Below are 20,487 nucleotides of genomic sequence, written 5' to 3' on the forward strand. Positions count from 1 at the left end.
GCGAGTGATGTTACTCTGCTAAAGCTTCTCGCAGGCTTTTCGGACGCATGTCAGTCCACACTTCATTTATGTGGGCAAGGCAAGTTTCCTTATTGCCAGTAACACCAACGGCTTTCCATCCATTTGGAATTGGATGATAAGTAGGCCAAATGCTGTACTGTTCTTGTGGGTTAATAACGACGGTAAATTCTGTGTTTGGGCTGTCAATACTCATAATATCCTCAACTAGATCGTTGTTGTTATTGTTTTGATTTTCTGGATGGTTGTTTCGTTAAGCGACGACACTTTCTACTGCTTGTTGAGCTTGTGATTTATCCGCAGTATCCAGTTCCGTCAGTTGCCCACTGTCCATTTTGAAAATGCGATCTGCCGCATCGAAGTAACGGTCATCGTGGGTAATAGCAATTACAGTCACACCACGCTCTTTAAGCAGAGGCAGTAGCTGTTGGTAAAAGACTTTTCTAAAGCGAGGGTCCTGATCTGCCGCCCATTCGTCGAGAAGCATGCAACCTCGCTGTTCAGCAACGGCCATCAGTAGCGCAAGACGCTTACGCTGCCCCTGTGAATAACGAACATCCGACAAGCGACCATTCTCTTGAGTCACTTTGTGGCTCATTTCTAGACGCTCCATCCACTCTTTGATATCGGCCTCTGGAACATCCTGACCTTGTCCATTGGTTATCTGATGGAACAAGTAGAAGTCACTGAACACCGTAGAAAACTGCTGGCGATAGTGAGGCCAGTTGAGCTCAGTCATAGGTTGACCGTTCAAGAAAACATTACCTGTATGCGGGCGATAAAGGCCGGTCAGTAAACGAGCAAACGTTGATTTTCCGCTGCCATTACCACCAATGATGAAGATCATCTCACCTTTCGAAGCTTTAAAATTGATCGGGCCAACTTTAAACGGACGGTCATCGCCATCGGCGCGGTATTCATACGTCACTTGCTGGAGATCGATGCCTTCAAAGACTTCTGGTTGTTCATTAGCCTCAACAAGGTTTTCATTGTCACTTAAATCGAGCGATTCAAGCTTGCGCATAGAAATATTGGCGCTAATAAGACCTGGCAGCGCACCGACTGCCGCCATAAGCGGCATGCGCATAAACAAAATGACCAGAGCAAAGGTAGAGGCGACGTCAAAACTTGCCCAACCTAAACCCAACGCCAGATAAAAGTTGAGACCAATCAGTGCCAGTACAATCGTGTTAGCCATGTTGGCTGCAAAACCATTGTAGATGTCCGCTCTTGTGACTTCGTCTCTATAACCCTTAGCATTTGGGCTGAACTCATCCTCGAAATAACGACGAGCACGATTTGGGTTAAGTGATAGCTCTTTGCGACCGTCAATCAATGCCTGATAATCGTGATAAAGCTTGTCTTCAAAGTCACGAACTTGACGTACATGGAAAGTGATTCGAGTCACCAGTCCATAACCAATAATACCAGTCGCGCCTAACATCAGCAGGCTTACACCAAATAATGGTAGTGAGAGGAACGCGAGATAGGATAATGCCACTACGGTAAGTACCAAGCCATAAATCATTTCCGGCAAAGTAACGAAGGCAATAGTAATATTACGAATGTCAGTGTTCAGTGATGCCAGAACCCCGGCACTACCGACATCTTCTATTTGTTCAATATCCGTGTTGATCAATTGCTTAACCAATTGACAGCGCTTCGAATAAACGAACTGGTGACCTAACTTGTGCAGTGACACCTGCGCAACGGTTGCGGTGATCAACAAAAGTACCAGTAAACCAGCAAATTGCCAGATAGCACTATGAACACTGGTTGTCTGACTCAATAGTTCATATTGAATAAAAGCAATCACGCCAATACTGAGAAAGGCACTTGCTACACTCAACAAGATAACCAAAGCGAGCGCTTTATGTTGTTTATGGGCCAACTGAAAAAGTAATTTCATCTCAAATCCATATATTGATTATTATTGTGATTATCATTATCAACAAATTTTAAAACAGCATTGAGGAAAGCTGAGCATTGCCTCCCTCATGACTAAAAATTAAAGTCTGCGAAGTCCCCACATCAGGTACATACCGCCAATCAAAGACGCAACCAAACCGGCTGGGATTTCTTGTGGGTACAACATTTGGCGCCCTAGCCAATCTGCCAATAGCATTAATCCCATACCGACAAGCGCCGAACAAATCAGATGTTCTCGAGCTCGGCTAAAGCCAAACAAACGAGCGAGATGCGGCGCCATCAAACCGATAAAACTCAATGGGCCAACAACGAGAGTGGCACTAACTGTCAGCAATGCCACCAGCAGTAATAGCAAACCTCTCGCCTGCCCTACTTTCACTCCAAGTGCGCGAGAACTGGCCTCTCCCAAAGGTAATATGTCCAGCCAACGAGCCGTTAAGAAACTGAACCCAACAAGCACGAAAGTCGCAACCGCTAAAGGAAGTAAAGTCGCCTGTGTAACAAAGTAAGTAGAGCCAGAAAGCCAGGCTAGAACTTGATAGCTCCTAGGGTCACCGCCCGCCAATACGAAGCTTTGTACCGCGTTCATAAGAGCTGTGATAGCCACACCAGTCAGCAGTACTCGTTCCGGTTGGAAGCCAGACTTACGGTTCAAGAGCACAATCACCGAAAGTGACGCCATCGCGCCCACTAGTCCACCTAGATACAAGCCAACGAGACTAACGCCAATGCCAGAGAACATGGCAATGATCAAACCCAAAGCGGTACCCGAACTGATTCCGATCACTTCAGGACTCGCCATTGGGTTGCCACTTAGACGCTGGATCACAGTACCTGCGGTAGCCAACATCACACCAGCCAAGGCGGCGGCAACAAGCCTAGGCCAACGCCACTCAAGCAGGTTCCACTCGCCTGAGAACACTAGCCACTGCCAACCAGAGCTTTGGATTGAAATGGTACTAAAGATAAATAAAGCGGCTGGGATGACGAGCGCAACCAATGCAATGGCATGACGATTCAGGCTCTTCACCTGCTCACTATGACGTGTCATGACCGTTTGCGTCTGGGTTTGACTGCGCATCGACAACCTTGGCAGTAACCACAATAAAAGAGGAGCACCTAATGCAGCAGTAGCAGCGCCCGTTGGCACAATCATAGCGGCAATACCTGGGAGCTGCTGGATAAGCAGATCCGTAAGCGTTAGTAGTAAGCCACCTAACAGCATGGAGACGATTAACTTAGGCACAAGGCGATGTACACCGGTTGCACGAGCAATCGCTGGAGCAGCGAGGCCAACGAAGCCAATCACTCCAACTTTAGCAACCACCCAAGATGTCAGTAACACTGCAAGACCAAGACATATTACGCGCAGCTTTGCCAGAGACACGCCGAGACTCTTTGCGCCTTCTTCAGATAATTCCAACAAGGTTAATGGTTTAACGAATAGGAATGAAACACCAATCGCTAAAGCAAGTCTTGGGGTGAGATAAGCAATATCAGACCATCCGGTTTGGACAAGTGAGCCCGCACCCCAAATCATTAAGCCTGCCAGCTTATCCTGATTCATCATCAACAGAACTGTGCTGACAGCGCCGAAATAAAGGTTAATCACCAGACCCGACACCACCACAACTGTCGGTGAAAGTGCGCGACGCCATGACAGTGCAAACACCAGTGCCATTGTCGCTACGCCACCTAGCAAAGCAATCAGTGATTTAGAAAACGCCAGTAACCAAGGGGCATACAAGGTCGCCATCATAAGAGCAAAACTGGCACCACTTGCCACACCCAAAGTGGAAGGTGACGCCAAAGGGTTACGCAATACTTGCTGCATCAGTACACCAGCAGCAGCCAAAGCCGCACCTGCTATCAGTGTCGTGAAAAATCTAGGCCACCAAGTTAGATGCAATCTAACCGATTCTGGCGACATCCAGTCTGCTTGGAAAAGGCTATTCACGCCTGCTAAGAAATTGCCAGAAGCATTTAATTGAAAGCCTGCAATGGTCAGCATAAATGCCGCGAGTGTCGCGACAAGACTCAAAGATAAGATTCTCATCGGGTGAACTCCTCAGTCAGTGCAGAGGTGACCAAATTAGCGAAACGCATCGCTGATGGTAAACCACCAAAACTCCATGTCGCTTTTACGGTGATTACCGGACGACCCGTTTGCTCAATCAAGTACTGCCAATACTGATCTTGCGTTAAATGTTCCTTAACACCCGCCGGGAGAGGCTCAATGACAATAAACTGCGCATCGATACCCTGTAACTTATCAACGCCTGTGAGGGCAAAACCCCACGCGCTAGTCGCTTTGTCCCAAGCATTCTGAATGCCTAACTGATCCAATGCCACTTTATAGATGCTGTTCTCACCAAATACTCGAACATGTTTGGTATCCATAAACTGTACTAAAAGCACTGGATCTATGTTGTCAGGCAGTGTTGCTTTTAGGTCATTCAATTCAGCTTCACTATTGGCTATAAGCTGTTCAGCTTGCTTATCAGCGTTAACCTCTTTTGCCATGCGGCGTGTGAAATCAGTGACGGCATCCCAGTTAACCTCACCCACTTTATACAGACCAAGGATTTTTACGGGTGCAATACGAGATAACTGAGTCTCCAGCGAAGCAAAACGAGGAGAAAGGAAAATGGTGTCGAGGTTTAGCTCAGATAACCTTTCTAGGTTAGGCTGAGTTCGCAGGCCAACGTCCACAGTCTCATCCGGTATTTTCGGACTTCTGACCCAGTCGTTGTAATCCGATTGTTGAGCCGATGCCACAGGCGTAACGCCAAGAGCGATCATGGTTTCCGTCTGAGACCAGTCAATAGACATCACTCGCAGTTTATCTTGTAAAACCTCTGCTCCAGCCATGGCAGGCATTACTGCGGTCAACGTAGTAAGACAGGCGATTGTCATTCGTTTAATGTTTAACATGGCATTGCTACCGGGTAACCTGCAGCGTGGTCGGTGATCTGCATTTCGATACCATATATATCGTTTAGCTGCTGTTCGTTAAACACTTCAGAAACAGAGCCCTGAGCGATCATTTTCCCGCTATGAAGTGCCACTATGTGGTCGCAAAAACGAGCGGCCATGTTGATATCGTGTATCACGATAAGAACGCCTAATTCGAGTTCAGTTGCCAGTTTCTTTATTAGTTCAAGCATTTCTACTTGGTGAGCGATATCCAGAGCAGATAAGGGCTCATCCAAAAGCAGATATTGAGTTCTCTGAGCCAGAAGCATGGCTAGCCACACTCGCTGACGTTCACCACCTGACAAAGTATCAACCAAGCGGTCTGCATACTTTTCTGTATCTGTCATCTGCATCGCTTGTTGAATGAACTCTTTATCTTTCGCACCTAAACGCCCAAGTAAGCCGTGCCATGGGTAGCGACCAAAACTCACTAGGTCTTTTCCTGAAAGGCTATCGGTCGATGGTAAATGCTGAGGAAGATAGGCAATTTGCTGAGCGAATTTCTTATCTGACCAATCGGAAACTGATTTGCCTTGTAGCAAGACATCTCCGCTGGTGGCATTTTGCTGCTGTGCGAGAAGTTTAAGTAACGTTGATTTACCTGAGCCGTTGTGACCGACAAGCGCATAAATCTTGCCAGGCTCAAAATTCATATCAAAATCTGACAACAAGTTTCTGTTGCCAACGCTAAATGCTAGTTTTCTAGCTTCGAGCATATTATTTCCCTTAAACTCTCTTTTTACATAGGGTTAATCAATAAAAACTATCAATTAACAAGGTGGGATTTATATAACAGTAAATAGATAAATGCAAACCATTTTCATTTGCAATACTGTTCACAAATGATATTGTACCCCCTGTTTTATAAGGGTTAAGCTTAAAGATTTAAGAAATGAACACTCTGCTTAAAAGCGAACAAAATTGGCTTCAAAGTCTTCCACACCTGCCATTTACTGTTAATAAAATGAAACTGGTTGTTTGCATGGTTTCATACGATAAGTCTCTGTTTCCCAAATCACTTTATTCAATTTGTGTTCAGCCCAATTCAATACGAAAGGCACATTTTTCACGTCAGGCTGAATTTGTTGCAGGTCGCACTGCAGCTGAAAACGCCATGGCCCTCCTTGGTGAGTCGCACAAGGTAGGCATAAATTTAGATCGCTCTCCCAATTTCCCATCTCACTTGACTGGCTCAATTTCTCACTGTGAAAACTACGCGCTTGCCGTCGTAGAGAGGAAGACAAAACTAGCGGATCATCACCTAGGCGTGGATATCCAACGTGTTCTTTCAGATCAGGAAGTACAAGATACTCAGGCTTTTATTGCGAGAGAAGAGGAAATAGACTTGCTTGTTCAAACAGGTCTAAGTCGAAATGAAGCGGTCACATTATTGTTTTCAGCGAAAGAGTCACTCTACAAAGCTATCTACCCTCAAGTTCAGGAGATCCTTGAGTTCGATGTCGTTCGTTTAGTGAAAAGTGGTGAAAATAGTTTAAGGTTCGAATCGAGCCAATATCTGATTTCGAAGGGAATTTCTAGGACTTTGGAGAGTCACTATACATGGTATCAACAGTGTGTGATTTGTCTCTCTAAAGTGGCAGTATAAAGACGGCAGTGCTATCCACTGCCGTATTCGCTGAACCTAATGACTTATCTGATAAGTTCGAGCTACGTTTTCTGCAACGTTTGCTATGTTAGTAGCGGCTTCATCAAATGCTTCTTGCAGCGACATTGGCCTAGGTAAACAGGCATAGACAGCATCAATACCGTGCTCATAGACCGCTTGGAAATTATTCCCTGTGCAGCCCGCAATCGCAATGACAGGAAGATTAAATTGCTTAGCTAGCTTTGACACCCCTACGGGAGTCTTGCCATGAACCGTTTGGTCATCAATTTTACCTTCACCAGTGATCACTAAATTCGCACCCATCAGTTTCGACTCTAGCTCAACCGTATCCAGAACAATCTCTATACCCGGCTTTAACACTGCATTAGCGTAGCCAAGTAAAGCCGCACCCATTCCACCAGCCGCACCAGCACCAGCCGCAGTAAGCACATCAACGCCAGCATTTTTTTCTGTTACTTGGCCAAAAATCTCTAGAGATTTATCCAGCAGGGCCACATCTTGCTCAGTTGCCCCTTTTTGTGGTCCAAATACAGCGGATGCACCTTTATCACCACAAAGAGGGTTATCTACATCACATGCGACGATTACTTCACATTGTCGTAGCCGCGGATCCAGCTTGGAAGTATCAACACTTTCTAGGTTTGCTAGACTTGCACCGCCAACAGGCACAAACTCTTCGCCTGTTTTATCTAAGAAAGTAACACCTAATGCGGCAAGCATCCCAGCGCCAGCGTCATTAGTCGCGCTGCCCCCCAACCCAACAATCAGCTTGGTTACACCTTGATTTAATGCGTGCTTAATCAGCTCACCAGTTCCGAAGCTGATTGTGATCTTAGGGTCTCGTTTTTCTGCTGGGACAAGATGTAAACCACTTGCTTCAGCCATTTCGATCACAGCGGTTTTGCCGTCACCCAAAACGCCATAGAAAGCTTGCACTGGTTGACCTAATGGTCCTGTTACCTCAGTGAATACTTTTTGTCCTGAAGTGGCGTCAATTAAAGACTGAACCGTCCCTTCACCACCATCTGCCACTGGCACTTTGACAAACTCAGCATTAGGCCATACTTTTTCCAACCCTGTCTGGATTGACTGAGCAACTTCTATTGCGGATAAACTTTCTTTAAATGAGTCTGGAGCGATAACAATCTTCATATTGGCCTATTCCTTTCCACTGATCACTGTAGACATTATGGAACAAAACAAGAGCCACAGCATTGTGCAAACCAACAAAATTAAAGCTATATAAAACTTAATCATGGTAACTATGCACAATTCAACTAAGTTTACCAAGCTGAATAGCCAGATAAAGCTGTGCCATATGAGAGAAATCTGTTGTCTCAAATCCGGTGATTTCAGTGATCTTGTCCAAACGGTATTTAAGAGTATTTCGATGGATAAACAATTTGGAAGCCGTATCATTTGCGCTGCCATTAGCATCAAAGTAGGCCTCCAAGGTCGCGACAAGCTGGCCTGATTTATCATGCTCGGTCAAGGTTGCTATCATTTGTGACAGTTGCTCTCCCTGCCAAGTACCATGCAACGGTGCTAATAAAACTGGCAACTGATACTCTTCAAGAAGATAAACCGCATTCTTAGGGCGAGCCGCTTTGCCTATTTTCATTACCTGAAGTGCTGAGTGGTACGCGGTTTGCCATTCATCTAGACTGTGGGCAAACTTTCCCGTTGAGATCTTTAGATTTCGACATGGTATTTGCTCTAACCAATGAAGCCACTCGTTCACTTTGCCTACGCTCAAAGGCTGTTCAGTTGGAACAAATATAACTAAATGGCGAGCAGACAAGTGAGCGCAGAGATGATGTCCCGACTTTTGGTACAGATGCTCCGTAAGAGTTGTGGTTGAGCTATCTTGATTTGGCATCTCGACCAGCAGTAGCTCCCATGAATCACTCGGATTCACTGATATTTGTTCAGCACCATCGCGCATTTCCGATGGAGTCAAACGCCCTGTTAAACAGGCTAGGATAAATTCATCTTTATATCGCCTGTCACGTTGAACTTTTTCCAGCAGGTCAGCTTGATCAATAATCAGCTCAGCCGTCATTGCCACAAGTTCAGCTACACCACGAATCTCACTAGGCTCCCCTGTAATCCCCACCACACCAAGGATCGCATTCTTATGCTTCAGTAACAGGTTAACACCGGGTTTAACCCCAGATAAGAGTTTGCAGTCTTCTGAAGAGACTTCAACTGACGCTTTTCGGTTTAACGCTAGCAATGCCCCGTCATGGGTCTGGCCAATGCGTGATTTCTCTCCACTCGCGACGACCATTCCAGCATTGTTCATTACGTTAATGTTGTGACCAATAATTGGCATTGTGCGATCAACAATTCGTTGAGCAAGCTGAGCATCTAACATGATCTTCCCTGAACTCTTTGATTTTTAAACTTTAGAGAGTCTGACAGATCTCTACTCCTGCTCCTACAAGATTTTCATTGTTTTGCATAAAAGTGACAATAGAAGAAAATGAAACATATACCAGTGGCATCAATTTAACCAATGGCTCATGAAGCATCCACTTCAGCAGAAAAAGCAGCGATCAAGTGCTCCAAAAACAGTTTGAGACGTTTAGGTTGATATTTACGGTCACGGTAGACGGCATAAAGCTCAGAGTCATTCATTGAAGAAATGGGCTTAAAGTCGACGCGAAAATCTGGTAATAACACCTGCAATGCACCCATTTTTATATCAGTCTCAACATCTAACCTTGATTTAAGCGCAATTCCCATTCCTTCCCTAGCCCAATGACGTATTACCTCACCATCATCTGAACAGCGAAAACTCCACACTTGCTGGGATGAATTACTCTTAGACTCTCTGTGCTGAAAGTACCAAAGCTTCATCTCTTGCTCATTTCTCAGCAGAGATAAGCATTGGTGTGTTTGGAGTTGTTCAGGAAAATTGGGCCGACCATGGCAGTCAATATAGGCGGGTGATGCGACCAAAACACGTTCACTCACTGCTAGCTTTCTGGCAATCATGCCACTGTCGGGAGGAGAACCATAACGTATCTGAAGATCAAGGTTACTTTCCGACAAGCTAGATAAATTATCATGCAGTAATAGATGAGGCACAACTTTGGGATATAGCCGCTGAAAGGTATCGATAGCAGGCATAACGAACTGCTTCCCAATATCTTTAGGTGCTGAAATTCGTATTTGCCCCTCTATTTGAACAGCGGTGTTCTGCAATTTCGCTTCTGCTTCACGGACGCTTTCTAAAATCTGTACACACGACTCGTAATAGCTGAGGCCTGAATCTGTCAGCGCGATATGTCGCGTACTGCGATTGAGGAGTTTAACGCCGTGTCGCTCTTCAAGCCCTTGTAACCTTGCTGTTACAGTGGCAGGTGATAATCCAAGCTCTCTACCGGCACTTGCCAACCCTTGATGTTTGACGATCAGAGTGAACAATTCCATATCAGCTAGTTTATCCATATACCTTTTCACACCATTGTTCGGGGTAGCTAAATTATAAATTTTACTTTCACTCAATTATCAATTAATAGCAAACAAATAAAATGCACTCATCGCCCGATAAAGTGAAAAAACGAATGATAGCCAAACTCTTAAGCCACGTGAAAACACTTTCTATATCGATGTTCAGCCCAACAATTCATCTAGGCGTATTCGAATTGTTTTTTGCATCTCTTCAAGCCAGGCGTAACGTTTTGTGTAAAGGCGTCGCTTGGCTTTTTTCAATGAACTTGGATCTTTACGAGCAGGACAAAGAGGTATTTGATACAAATATTTTGATACCTCTACACCACCATATTCTGCCCACAATTCAGAATAGTTATACGTGATGCTTGAGCGCTTAGAGCCCGTATACCTTAGTGCTTGGTAGACATGGCCTTTGTTGGTAATACCATAAACCGATTCAACACCCCACTCACGTGCAAGTATCAGAAGTACCTCTAGCATAAGCGCTTTGGGGCGAAGCCCGTGCATTCCGCGCGTCAGGCTTTTAATAATTTCACCACGACCAGTGATATGATCGCCTGGACCTTGCAAGGCTCCAATGTGGATTTCGCGTTTTGGTGACGAAGAAATATTGAAGGCTAAAGTAAATAAATCCTGTTTATTTTCATCGACCAACTTCAAAGCCAAAGACCCTTCCCTTTCTGGACCCGCACACAGTATAAGACTGCAACCCTGAACATCCAGCAACCACCACCCTGCTTCCGAGTAAAAATCGAGGAATGCGCGTCCGTACATTTGGTGTAGTGTCTGAAAATGCTCATATATTTTTATGGCGCGTTGCTTAGGGCGCCACTGTAGACAAACAAATGGCTTTAGAGGCTTTTCAAACATCCTTGGATTTGTCTCTGTAATTGGACGAAAGTCAGGGTGTTCAAATAACCGCTGCATTTGTTTAAGCGCATTGGGTTTTAACATTGACCACAAACAGAAACGAACGTTATATCGGACTTTCTTTAAACCATGGATTTCAGGATAAACCCTCTGTGCGACAAGCGGCAGAGATCGTATAAAAGTAAAATAATCGGACAGCATGGTTTCACTTAAATTCAGAATGGTGTGGAACTTGAAGAACGAAGGTATGTGAGCCTGACTAATACAGTCAGGCTTCGAGCGGAACTTTTTATTAGAAGTGATAAGCGACGGTTGCACCCACCATCCATTGATTAGCACTATCAACAATCGGAGAGTCTGAGATATTGTCACCTAGGCGAGTGTAAGCTGTCGTTTGGGTAACTTCCCAACTGTCATTAATTGGCATGATCAGTTTATAACCTAGGTTATAAGAGACATCGCCACTTCCTTTATACGCCTTACGTGTTTGAGTCGCTTCTTTATCTTTAACACCAAAATAGTAATCGACGTAGTCTTTGCTCTGATAAGTTAAGCCCGCAAATGGAACAAGGTCCATGCGTCCTACACTCATAGGTAAGAAGTAAGTGACACCTGCAAGGTAACCATCATAAGTATCCGTCACGTCATGCTGAGCGTAAGTAGAGATGGTACCTTGAGATAAGTGGAAATCAGCATTAATACCCAAATCCAAACTCGCTTTGCGCTTATCCATCCCCTTTAGGAAGTCAGAGGTGTCATGGTCATACATCAAGCCAGAAGTACCCAAGTAACCACTCATATTGAACATGTCACCGGTATTCCCAAGGAATCGGTAGTTGACCCCTTGCAGGCTCGCATTGAAGTCTTCGCCTTGGTAACCAAAGTTACCAAGAAGCGCCGCATTATGTTTTTGGTCCTTGTAAAGGTCACTAACGCCAGCAACACCTAACTCAGCAATCCAACTATTTTCCTTGGTATAGATATTACCGTTGCGAATGTAAGTATCGCCTGCTGCATGTACCGCAGTCGCAGCAACAAGCGTAGAGATTAGAATGGTCAATTTTTTCATCATTTTGTCCTTGTGTTAACTTGTTATGAACACTGTACAAAACAATTCAAACTGACAATATATTGACTTTGTCACTCGTTTGTCATCGTTTGTCAGATTCCTCTGACAAACGATGTAAACGTAATACAAACTTGGCTCCACCTAACATACTAGCCCCCACTTCTGCGTGTCCACCATGGCGTTCAGTGATCAATTTTACGATCGCTAACCCCAAGCCAAACCCTGTATTGGTCTTATTTCGAGAAGGGTCCGCACTATAAAATGGATCAAAGATGAAATTCCAATGATCAGTAGGAATACCTGGACCGTCATCTTCGACAATGATCAAAACGGCATCGTTCTCTAACATGGCGGAAAGGCGTATCTTCTGTTCGGCATAGCGCAGCGCATTAGACAACAGGTTATTAATAGCACGCTTAAGCAACGCACTATCGCCTTCAATGAATAAGCTGTGCTCAACTTCTACTTTAACCATCTCAGCTTTTACATCGGGCAGTTTATTGGTCAGCGCATGCATAAATTGGTTGAGATCAATTGCTTCAATGTTAAGCACTGAGTCCGGACGCTCAACTTTAGCGAAGTAGAGAAGCTCATCAACCATTTGCTCCATCTCTTCCGTGTCTTCAATAATACTGGCAACCTTTTCATGTTGATCTTGAGTGAGGCTCTCGTCTTGAAGCATTTCAGCCTGCCATTGAATACGAAAAACGGGAGTTCTTAAGTCATGAGCAACAGAATTTGTCAGTGAACGGTTACTGGTAATCAGATCGGATATTTTATCGGCCATATAGTTGAAACTGTCGTTCAACGATCCTACTCGATATCGACTGCCTGTTGGCGCTCTTGAGTTAAAGTCCCCTTGTGCGAACTTCATCGTCGCCTCCTCAAGAGTACGGACTCGCCGGCTTAGGAACCAGATCAATCCAGAGGTGTAGATAAAAAAGCCGCCTAAAATAAACCCCCAGAGAATGTCATCGTCAAATTCAATGGCTTTACGAAGATCGGACTCCACATCAGGTTGAACTCTATAAATAACATCAGGAGACGACAGCATGAACCAAAAGTCACGCTCACCATCGTAGAAAGTGAATGGGTGAATACGATCATTGTCGAAGTAGTTTTTTACTTCGTCAGGCACATCAGAGCTAGGAAAAACAGTCAAAGTTTTTGCGGTATTATCGATGAATTCTTTCAAAACGGCCAAGGCTTTCTCCTTGCCCTGATGGTCTGAAATCGTCATCAACACCTCTCTAAATGCAGCTCCTTCTAGGTCTTCTAAAACAAAGTCATAATCTGTGTTCAATTGATAGATGATGATTTCATACGCAAACAAACTTAGGGTGAACAGCACCAATAATCCGAAAAATGCCTCAATGTAAATTCGGCGCATACACCCTTACCCTCAAATTTATAACCAGCTATCTGGTACGAACAAGTAACCTTTGCCTCTAACAGTGATGATGCGTTTCGGTGTGGCAGAGTTATCACCGAGTTTTTTTCTTAAACTCACCACTTTGTTGTCAACCGTACGATCTAAACCATCATACTCAATACCACGTAATCTCTGAGTCAGGACATCACGTGATAGCACTTCGTCTGGTGAGCTGGCCAATATCCACAACAGATCAAAATCACTGTCTGACATACTGACTTGGCTGCCTGCTAACGTGCAGATCTTACGCGCATGATTCAGGCTTAACTGACCATAAGTCAAGGTATTCGCCAGTTTTGACTCATTCTCTGTTGTTGATTCTCCAACAGGGGCTCGTCGCAGTAACATACGCATTCGGGCAAGTAAGACACGTGGCTTGATTGGTTTACTCACAAAGTCATCCGCACCGATTTCAAGCGCCGCAACATGGTCAAAATCATCATCACTGGCTGTCAACATTAAGACTTTACCGGAGTATTTCGCTCGAATCTGTCTACAAATTGTCAGGCCGTCCATTCCCGGCAGCATCAGATCAAGCAATAATAAATCAGGTTGTCGCTCGACAATTGCATCAATAGCGCTACTTCCATCTTCAAAAGTCGTGACATCAAAATCTTGTTTAACGAAGTATTCTTCCAACATAGAACGTAGCTTTACATCGTCTTCAACTATAAATAGGGATTGCAAAGAGCTCATCAACCATTTACCAGAATTCTGAAATTTGAGGTGAGATAATATTAGCGCAAGGCTATCAAAGTTGCCTTATCAAAAGTGCGCTTAACAAACTTATTTTGAACACAGTTCAATTATGAGACAGGCCTTGATTCATATAGACAGATACAACATAAGCCATACGTTTGAAATTAGGTTAGTGGAAGCTTAAATGAAGGCTAATTTTCCTTCTAAACAGCGCTACTTTGAGTTTAATTTTAAAGCGCTAATTTGCTAAAAAGCATAAATCATCCTTAATGACTAATATTCATCGCAACAAATCGGTAGAGTGAATTGTGCGAAGTAACAGTAAATTGCTCACTTACGGCGTCCTGTAGTTTGTTGTTACTTCATTCCCTACAGAGCTAGCTTGGACATTAAGACGTGATTAGCTGTGTGTTTTTTTTGGGGGGCCCTTCTCGCCCCCGTTTTTTTGAGCTTTCATTCCCTTTCCCCACCTATTTTAATAACCCCCCATGCCAAAACAGATCAGATGAACCAGTAGGGCCACGTATCCAAATAGGAAAGATGAAGAGTCAAACAAAGTCTGTTACTATGCGCGCCCCTCTGAATACTGGGCGACAGTGATGAACCGTAAGAAGAAAATTAACCAGATCCTAAAATCGAAACAGATGAAGCAAAACGCGAAGCTACATAAAAGCAACAAACCTCGCTACATTTCTAAAGCGGAACGAGCGAAGCTTGAAGCAGAAGAAAAAGAGCAGCAAGCCGCTGCACAAGCGGAAAATCAACAAAGCGCAGACTCAGGTTCGTCTGAGCAATAATTCTTCTTCAATCGGGATGAACTTATCGCACACGTCGATTAGTGACTGTGCGCTAAGGCTCGGCACACCAAACACATCCACTTTGGTACCAAACCTTTCCTGGACTCGTTTGACTAACACGTCAAAGTCACCATCTCCTGATAACAAAATGACTCGGTCAACCTTGCTGGCAGCTTCATACACATCCAGAGCAATACCCACATCCCAATCGCCTTTGGCGCTGCCATCTTGTCGTTGAATAAATGGCTTTAATTTCACGTTAAAGCCAATACCGCGCAGGATATGATGAAACTGTCTTTGTTTCGGGTCATGTGAAGCAATCGCATACGCATGAGCCTCAGTGACGTCTCGACCTTCCGTTGCAACGTACCAAAACTCATTGTAGTCAAAGTTTGCGCGGTACTTTTCTCGTGTTGTGTAGTAGATGTTCTGGACATCAACGAAAATGGCGACTTTTTCCATCAGGAATCCTGTTTAATCAATAACGCAGGCATAGTAACAGTTATTGAACTCAAGCTGTTGGTTTTCTATGGATTCTGATGCGAAAGGCAAAGACTCTTTAATTAAACCATTTCAGCTTATCGTGCAGCGAGGTCACGCTACCAACAACAATAAGTGCAGGACTGACTGCTCCCTCTGCTAGCTTGGGTAAATCTTTTAGTGGCCCAGTGAATACACGCTGTTCGCTGCGTGTTCCATTTTCAATAATGGCGCAAGATATCTGTTCATCCAGACCATTTTCGATAAGCTTGGTGGTAATTCGCTGGCTCTGCTTTAGACCCATATAAAATACCAGTGTGTTGTTAGATTGGGCCAGTGATTGCCACTCAATTTCCCGACCATCTTTCTGCACATGACCAGTAATAAACTGAACGCTCTGAGCGTGGTCACGGTGTGTCAACGGAATGCCTGCATATGCAGTTGCGCCAGCTGCCGCTGTTATTCCCGGTACCACTTCAAAGTGAATTCCGTGGACAGCCAACTCTTCCAGCTCTTCACCACCACGACCAAAAATAAATGAGTCCCCACCCTTGAGCCGAACAACACGTTTTCCTGCCAGTGCTTTTTCCACCAAAATCTGGTTGATTTGATCCTGAGGAACGCAATGAAAATCAAGCTTCTTGCCGACATAAACCATCTCAGCTTGAGGATTGGCTAACGCCAATATTTCTTTAGAGACAAGGCGATCATAAACAATCACTTCTGCTTGCTGTATTACTCGATAGCCTTTCACGGTCAGTAAATCTGGGTCTCCAGGGCCTGCGCCCACAAGAGAAACAAAACCGCATTTTGGAGAAGAAGTGGGATGAGTAGTCATAGCTGGGCCTGTTGATTCAAATTTGGATATAAGAAGTAGCACTCAATCATCAATCGCGACTTTTTATTGCCAAACTCACAATAGCTCTAAAAAGCCCCACGGTATGTCATGGGGCCATATCGATTTATTTCGCCATAACTGGCTTAGCTTTAACTTCCTGCTCAGAATCAATGGCAGGGGCAGTTTTCGCGTGAGTCAGGTAAAGAGGAATACAAGTGAACAACAAGCCACCGACAATGTTACCCAGAATCGTTGGAATAAGGTTGAAGTTCAGCCAAGTTGTAATACCAAAATCCGCCCCAAGAATCATACCCAGTGGGAACAAGAACATGTTCACAACAGTATGCTCAAACACCAAGGCAAAGAAGATGAAAATCGGTAACCACATGGCTGCGATCTTGCCAGCCACACTGCGAGCCGTCATATTACCAATCACACCAAGGCAAACCATCAGGTTACAGAAAATGCCACGGACAAAACAGGTAATCCATCCGTCCATTCCCATATTTTCAAAGCCAACAGTACGTGCTGTTGATATCGCGATAAATTTCTTAACTACTGCATTCGGGTCCAACGTGAAGTTGCCTGTTAGAGAAATAGCAACCAGATAAGCGACAATCAGAGAGCCGATCAAATTACCTAGGCCAACCCAGCCCCAACAACGGAAAACGCGGTGCCAAGTAATACCTGGTCGGTTGTCAAACTTGGCAAGAGGTGCGAGGCCAAAAACACCAGTGACCAAATCGTAGCCCATCAGGCTGAGAATACAGAAACCAACTGGAAACACTAGCGCACCGACAATACCAAGACCTGTCTGTACAATAGTTGTAATGGCAACCACAACGGCCAAAGATAAGATGATACCCGCCATTGTGCCGCGTAAAACCAAATCACGTGTACTGGTTTTAGTTTTCGCTTCGCCAACATCGATCATAGTTTGTACGAATTCGGCAGGTTTTAATGCAGAAGACATAGCTGCGTCCTTATTAAAATTGAAAGTTAAAATTGAATAGTGAAAGGTTCGTTGCTTTACCTGTTCCCAAAAGGAAAGCAACAAACCTTTAAGCTATTAAATCTCGCTTAATGCCTTACTAAGCCGACACTTCAACCTGCCCTTTAACAACACGTGTTTTGTATGCTTTAACACTGAACTGTTCATCTTCCATGCATACACCCGTTGATAGGTTAAAACGCTGCTTTTTCAGTGGGCTAGCGACCCACAACTCTTGGTTGTGCTCGACGATCAATCCACGGGAAAGCACATTCGACTGATAGAATGGATCGGTGTTGCTAATTGCCATCACTTCTTCAGTAGGGGAAGGGCGAAAAATGGCAATCTGCTCCCCAGAAACCAACGCACACACGCCAGTGCCCGGGATGATATCTTCAATACTGCATACTTTTGTAAATGCCATGATGTCGTCTCCCTTAGACTAACTCGACATGAAGGATGTCACCCTTCTCTTCTGGATGTTTTTCTGTGTACGTCGCCGGACGGTGCTGTTCACGCTCTTGGACAAAGACAACGTTGTCATCCCGCTCATCACTGTTAATGAAATGTGCGAAGCGTTTTAGCTGGGCTTCATCGTTGATGGTATCAGTCCATTCGCAACGGAACTCTTCTACTAGCTTGGCAACATCAGCTTCCAGTTGAGCATTGATACCGAGTTTGTCATTGACGATGACTTCTCTCAGGTAATCAACACCACCTTCCAGATTTTCCATCCACACAGAAGTGCGTTGCAGTGGCGCTGCCGTACGAATGTAGAACATCATGAAACGGTCGATGTATTTGATGAGGGTGTCCTTATCGAGGTCGCTCGCTAGAAGGTCAGCGTGTCTTGGCTTCATTCCGCCATTACCACACACGTACATGTTCCAGCCGGCGTCTGTCGCGATAATACCTAAGTCTTTACCTTGAGCTTCTGCACATTCACGCGTACAACCCGATACACCAAACTTCATCTTGTGCGGAGTACGAATGCCCTTGTAGCGGTTTTCGATCATCACACCAAGACCAACAGAATCTTGAACGCCATAACGACACCAAGCTGAGCCTACACAAGTCTTTGCCATGCGAAGCGCTTTGGCATAGGCCTGCCCTGTTTCATAGCCTGCGGCGATTAGCTTCTTCCAAATCGCAGGTAGGTCGTCTTTTTGAGCGCCAAACAAGCCGATACGCTGAGCACCGGTAACTTTAGTATAAAGGTTGTACTCCGCAGCAACTTCAGCCAATACCTTAAGTGCCTCAGGCGTCACTTCACCACCCGCCATACGAGGGATCACAGAGTAAGTACCGTCTTTCTGCATGTTGCCGAGGAAGTTATCGTTGGTGTCGTGAAGCTTGACCAGTTCAGGCTTTAGAATGTGCTCACCCCAGCAAGACGCGAGGATTGAGCCTACCAGTGGCTTGCACACTTCACAGCCGTAGCCCTTGCCATATTTTTCCAACAGCTCATCAAACGTTTTGATTTCTTCAATACGGATAAGGTGGAACAACTCCTGACGAGAATAAGCAAAGTGCTCACACACATCATTTTTTACTTCGACACCCGCTTTGGCTAATTCAGCGTTGAGTACAGAAGTCACCAGTGGAATACAACCACCACAACCCGTGCCTGCACCAGTTACCGCTTTGATATCGCCAATAGTGTGATGACCTTGTGCCACGGCTTCAGCAATCTTGCCTTTTGTCACATCAAAGCAAGAACAGATAACCGCTGATTCTGGAAGCGCATCAGCGCCTAACGTTGGCTTTTCTGCCCCAGCGTGAGCCGGAAGAATTAACGTATCAGGATGCTCTGGAAGCTCGATTTCATTGAGTTTAAGTTGCAGCAAATCACCGTAATCTGACGTGTCCCCGACCATAACAGCGCCAAGCAGCTTTTTACCATCTTCGGAAACGATAATTCGCTTGTACACTTCCTGCTCTTCGTTTTGATAGACGTAGCTCTTGCATCCCGGTGTACGCCCATTTGCATCACCAATTGAGCCAACTTTCACACCAAGCAGTTTGAGTTTCGCAGACATATCTGCGCCTTCAAACTTGCTGTCGTTTCCTAATAGGTGATCAACGGCGACTGTCGCCATCTTATAACCTGGAGCGACAAGGCCGTAAAACGTGCGATTCCAAGATGCACATTCACCGATAGCGTAGACATTTTCGTCAGTTGTCTGACAGAAATCATTAATCTCAACACCGCCACGTGGTGCTATGCCTAACCCCATTTGGCGAGCAAGTTTATCTTGGGGGCGAATGCCGGCAGAAAACACAATAAAGTCCGTCTCCAACTCGCTACCATCAGCGAATCGCATGACGTTTCTTGCTGTTTTGCCTTCTGGTGCAATCTCTAGGGTGTTTTTGCTAACGTGCACCGTTACGCCCATACGTTCAATTTTCTGACGTAATTGATCACCACCAGCCTGATCTAACTGTTCAGCCATCAATTTCGGAGCAAACTCCACCACATGGGTTTGCACACCTAGTGCTTTCAGTGCACCTGCGGCTTCAAGGCCAAGTAAACCGCCACCAATAACGACACCAACTTTGCTGTTCTTGGCACATGCTTCGATCGCTTTGAGATCTTCGATGGTACGGTAGACAAAACAGTCTTTGCTTTCGTGGCCTTTAATTGGTGGAACGAAAGGAAACGACCCTGTGGCCATGACAAGTTTGTCATACTGAATTTCACGCCCAGTGCTTGAATAAACCGTCTGCTTTTCTCGGTTAATATTGATGGCACGCTCACCAATCAGCATGTTGATATTATGCTTTTCGTAAAAGCCTTCTTTTACAAGAGAAAGCTCATCAGCAGTATGATGGGAAAAGTAAGAAGAGAGATGGACACGGTCATAAGCGACGCGAGGTTCTTCACAGAAGACAGATATTTCATATTGAGAAACATCCGTCTTCTCAACAAGGTCTTCTATGTAACGGTGCCCGACCATGCCGTTACCTATAATGACCAGCTTCAACTTGCTCATAGTACTTCCTAAGGGTTAGGTTTTTATCACTATGTGCATTGTTAAATGTGAAAGAAAATTAATACATGATGTAAATCAATTACAAAATCAAACTACCCTAAAGGGGTAGATTAAAGACTAAACCCATAAAAATGTGTATATAAATTACATTAATGAATTAATGTTCCCATAGAAAATCAAGTAATATCTCTTTCTGCTAACACGGCTTTACAAGCCGCTGCTTGTCTATCCAAAGCAAAGAATAGACTTGTTACTCTTTATTACCAGGAGTTAACGACAAAGAAATCACGAAAAACTGGTCTATTT

General features: G+C 44.7%; 19 protein-coding genes. 2 read left to right on the forward strand and 17 right to left on the reverse strand.

Features of this window, described 5'->3' with window-relative positions; translation table 11 throughout:
* Positions 1-10: 10 nt before the first annotated feature.
* From L1D31_RS10320 to L1D31_RS10340, 5 genes are all read right to left on the reverse strand, one after another.
* Complete coding sequence (locus tag L1D31_RS10320) at positions 11-214, reverse strand: MbtH family NRPS accessory protein (protein ID WP_006962378.1); 204 nt, start codon at positions 212-214, stop codon at positions 11-13.
* Positions 215-271: 57 nt separating this feature from the next.
* A complete protein-coding gene (locus tag L1D31_RS10325; RefSeq protein ID WP_239837049.1) occupies positions 272-1,927 on the reverse strand; it encodes a multidrug ABC transporter permease/ATP-binding protein in 1,656 nt (551 codons plus the stop codon).
* 99 nt (positions 1,928-2,026) lie between these two features.
* Positions 2,027-4,003, reverse strand: coding sequence for a Fe(3+)-hydroxamate ABC transporter permease FhuB (gene fhuB, locus L1D31_RS10330; RefSeq protein WP_275666113.1), 1,977 nt, complete (start codon positions 4,001-4,003; stop codon positions 2,027-2,029).
* Complete coding sequence (locus L1D31_RS10335; protein ID WP_239837050.1) at positions 4,000-4,881, reverse strand: ABC transporter substrate-binding protein; 882 nt, start codon at positions 4,879-4,881, stop codon at positions 4,000-4,002. The genes fhuB and L1D31_RS10335 overlap by 4 nt, the downstream gene beginning before the upstream one ends.
* Entirely contained in the window at positions 4,875-5,639 is a 765-nt protein-coding gene (locus tag L1D31_RS10340; protein WP_239837051.1) for an ABC transporter ATP-binding protein, read from the reverse strand. The genes L1D31_RS10335 and L1D31_RS10340 overlap by 7 nt, the downstream gene beginning before the upstream one ends.
* A 176-nt stretch (positions 5,640-5,815) precedes the next feature.
* Between L1D31_RS10340 and L1D31_RS10345 the strand changes: the two genes are divergently transcribed.
* Positions 5,816-6,529, forward strand: coding sequence for a 4'-phosphopantetheinyl transferase superfamily protein (locus L1D31_RS10345; RefSeq protein ID WP_239837052.1), 714 nt, complete (start codon positions 5,816-5,818; stop codon positions 6,527-6,529).
* Between the two features lie 36 nt (positions 6,530-6,565).
* Here the strand turns inward: L1D31_RS10345 and L1D31_RS10350 are convergent, their stop codons facing one another.
* The 7 genes from L1D31_RS10350 to L1D31_RS10380 form a co-directional block, all read right to left on the reverse strand.
* Positions 6,566-7,702, reverse strand: a complete 1,137-nt coding sequence (locus L1D31_RS10350) for a glycerate kinase (protein WP_239837053.1) — start codon at positions 7,700-7,702, stop codon at positions 6,566-6,568.
* Between the two features lie 121 nt (positions 7,703-7,823).
* The gene (locus L1D31_RS10355; RefSeq protein ID WP_239837054.1) at positions 7,824-8,927 is read right to left on the reverse strand and encodes a sugar diacid recognition domain-containing protein; all 1,104 of its coding nucleotides are present in this window, start codon (positions 8,925-8,927) and stop codon (positions 7,824-7,826) included.
* Positions 8,928-9,073: 146 nt separating this feature from the next.
* Complete coding sequence (locus tag L1D31_RS10360; protein WP_239837055.1) at positions 9,074-10,006, reverse strand: LysR family transcriptional regulator; 933 nt, start codon at positions 10,004-10,006, stop codon at positions 9,074-9,076.
* A gap of 165 nt (positions 10,007-10,171) precedes the next feature.
* A complete protein-coding gene (locus L1D31_RS10365) occupies positions 10,172-11,083 on the reverse strand; it encodes a VirK/YbjX family protein (RefSeq protein WP_239837056.1) in 912 nt (303 codons plus the stop codon).
* Between the two features lie 91 nt (positions 11,084-11,174).
* A complete protein-coding gene (ompV, locus tag L1D31_RS10370) occupies positions 11,175-11,951 on the reverse strand; it encodes an outer membrane protein OmpV (RefSeq protein WP_239837373.1) in 777 nt (258 codons plus the stop codon).
* Between the two features lie 82 nt (positions 11,952-12,033).
* Positions 12,034-13,341, reverse strand: a complete 1,308-nt coding sequence (locus L1D31_RS10375; protein ID WP_239837057.1) for an ATP-binding protein — start codon at positions 13,339-13,341, stop codon at positions 12,034-12,036.
* Between the two features lie 18 nt (positions 13,342-13,359).
* Complete coding sequence (locus tag L1D31_RS10380; RefSeq protein ID WP_239837058.1) at positions 13,360-14,079, reverse strand: response regulator; 720 nt, start codon at positions 14,077-14,079, stop codon at positions 13,360-13,362.
* Positions 14,080-14,681: 602 nt separating this feature from the next.
* Here L1D31_RS10380 and L1D31_RS10385 point away from each other — a divergent pair.
* A complete protein-coding gene (locus tag L1D31_RS10385; protein WP_239837059.1) occupies positions 14,682-14,879 on the forward strand; it encodes a DUF2986 domain-containing protein in 198 nt (65 codons plus the stop codon).
* On the opposite strand, the gene L1D31_RS10390 is transcribed toward L1D31_RS10385, so the two are convergent.
* The 5 genes from L1D31_RS10390 to nirB all read right to left on the reverse strand — a co-directional run bounded on the left by L1D31_RS10390 (position 14,859) and on the right by nirB (position 20,181).
* Positions 14,859-15,341 carry an NYN domain-containing protein gene (locus L1D31_RS10390; protein WP_239837060.1) on the reverse strand — a complete coding sequence of 161 codons (483 nt, stop codon included), beginning with the start codon at positions 15,339-15,341 and terminating at the stop codon, positions 14,859-14,861. The two genes, L1D31_RS10385 and L1D31_RS10390, sit on opposite strands and share 21 nt — an antisense overlap.
* Before the next feature lie 97 nt (positions 15,342-15,438).
* Positions 15,439-16,197 (reverse strand): uroporphyrinogen-III C-methyltransferase, encoded by a 759-nt coding sequence (cobA, locus tag L1D31_RS10395; RefSeq protein ID WP_239837061.1) that lies wholly within the window; start codon positions 16,195-16,197, stop codon positions 15,439-15,441.
* A 124-nt stretch (positions 16,198-16,321) separates the two neighbouring features.
* Positions 16,322-17,170 (reverse strand): formate/nitrite transporter family protein, encoded by an 849-nt coding sequence (locus tag L1D31_RS10400; protein ID WP_239837062.1) that lies wholly within the window; start codon positions 17,168-17,170, stop codon positions 16,322-16,324.
* 118 nt (positions 17,171-17,288) lie between these two features.
* Positions 17,289-17,612: a nitrite reductase small subunit NirD gene (gene nirD / locus L1D31_RS10405; RefSeq protein WP_239837063.1), complete on the reverse strand. Its 324-nt coding sequence runs from the start codon at positions 17,610-17,612 to the stop codon at positions 17,289-17,291.
* Between the two features lie 13 nt (positions 17,613-17,625).
* Positions 17,626-20,181 carry a nitrite reductase large subunit NirB gene (gene nirB / locus L1D31_RS10410; RefSeq protein WP_239837064.1) on the reverse strand — a complete coding sequence of 852 codons (2,556 nt, stop codon included), beginning with the start codon at positions 20,179-20,181 and terminating at the stop codon, positions 17,626-17,628.
* Positions 20,182-20,487: the final 306 nt, after the last annotated feature.

This window comes from Vibrio sp. Isolate23, assembly GCF_022398095.1.
Taxonomy (GTDB): domain Bacteria; phylum Pseudomonadota; class Gammaproteobacteria; order Enterobacterales; family Vibrionaceae; genus Vibrio; species Vibrio coralliilyticus_A.

What these genes read in the sequence shown, in the direction of transcription:
- L1D31_RS10320 (WP_006962378.1), bottom strand. Translation starts at nt 214, where the DNA reads ATGAGTATTGACAGCCCAAACACAGAATTTACCGTCGTTATTAACCCA.
- L1D31_RS10325 (WP_239837049.1), bottom strand. Translation starts at nt 1,927, where the DNA reads ATGAAATTACTTTTTCAGTTGGCCCATAAACAACATAAAGCGCTCGCT.
- fhuB (WP_275666113.1), bottom strand. Translation starts at nt 4,003, where the DNA reads ATGAGAATCTTATCTTTGAGTCTTGTCGCGACACTCGCGGCATTTATG.
- L1D31_RS10335 (WP_239837050.1), bottom strand. Translation starts at nt 4,881, where the DNA reads ATGTTAAACATTAAACGAATGACAATCGCCTGTCTTACTACGTTGACC.
- L1D31_RS10340 (WP_239837051.1), bottom strand. Translation starts at nt 5,639, where the DNA reads ATGCTCGAAGCTAGAAAACTAGCATTTAGCGTTGGCAACAGAAACTTG.
- L1D31_RS10345 (WP_239837052.1), top strand. Translation starts at nt 5,816, where the DNA reads ATGAACACTCTGCTTAAAAGCGAACAAAATTGGCTTCAAAGTCTTCCA.
- L1D31_RS10350 (WP_239837053.1), bottom strand. Translation starts at nt 7,702, where the DNA reads ATGAAGATTGTTATCGCTCCAGACTCATTTAAAGAAAGTTTATCCGCA.
- L1D31_RS10355 (WP_239837054.1), bottom strand. Translation starts at nt 8,927, where the DNA reads ATGTTAGATGCTCAGCTTGCTCAACGAATTGTTGATCGCACAATGCCA.
- L1D31_RS10360 (WP_239837055.1), bottom strand. Translation starts at nt 10,006, where the DNA reads ATGGATAAACTAGCTGATATGGAATTGTTCACTCTGATCGTCAAACAT.
- L1D31_RS10365 (WP_239837056.1), bottom strand. Translation starts at nt 11,083, where the DNA reads ATGCTGTCCGATTATTTTACTTTTATACGATCTCTGCCGCTTGTCGCA.
- ompV (WP_239837373.1), bottom strand. Translation starts at nt 11,951, where the DNA reads ATGAAAAAATTGACCATTCTAATCTCTACGCTTGTTGCTGCGACTGCG.
- L1D31_RS10375 (WP_239837057.1), bottom strand. Translation starts at nt 13,341, where the DNA reads ATGCGCCGAATTTACATTGAGGCATTTTTCGGATTATTGGTGCTGTTC.
- L1D31_RS10380 (WP_239837058.1), bottom strand. Translation starts at nt 14,079, where the DNA reads ATGAGCTCTTTGCAATCCCTATTTATAGTTGAAGACGATGTAAAGCTA.
- L1D31_RS10385 (WP_239837059.1), top strand. Translation starts at nt 14,682, where the DNA reads ATGAACCGTAAGAAGAAAATTAACCAGATCCTAAAATCGAAACAGATG.
- L1D31_RS10390 (WP_239837060.1), bottom strand. Translation starts at nt 15,341, where the DNA reads ATGGAAAAAGTCGCCATTTTCGTTGATGTCCAGAACATCTACTACACA.
- cobA (WP_239837061.1), bottom strand. Translation starts at nt 16,197, where the DNA reads ATGACTACTCATCCCACTTCTTCTCCAAAATGCGGTTTTGTTTCTCTT.
- L1D31_RS10400 (WP_239837062.1), bottom strand. Translation starts at nt 17,170, where the DNA reads ATGTCTTCTGCATTAAAACCTGCCGAATTCGTACAAACTATGATCGAT.
- nirD (WP_239837063.1), bottom strand. Translation starts at nt 17,612, where the DNA reads ATGGCATTTACAAAAGTATGCAGTATTGAAGATATCATCCCGGGCACT.
- nirB (WP_239837064.1), bottom strand. Translation starts at nt 20,181, where the DNA reads ATGAGCAAGTTGAAGCTGGTCATTATAGGTAACGGCATGGTCGGGCAC.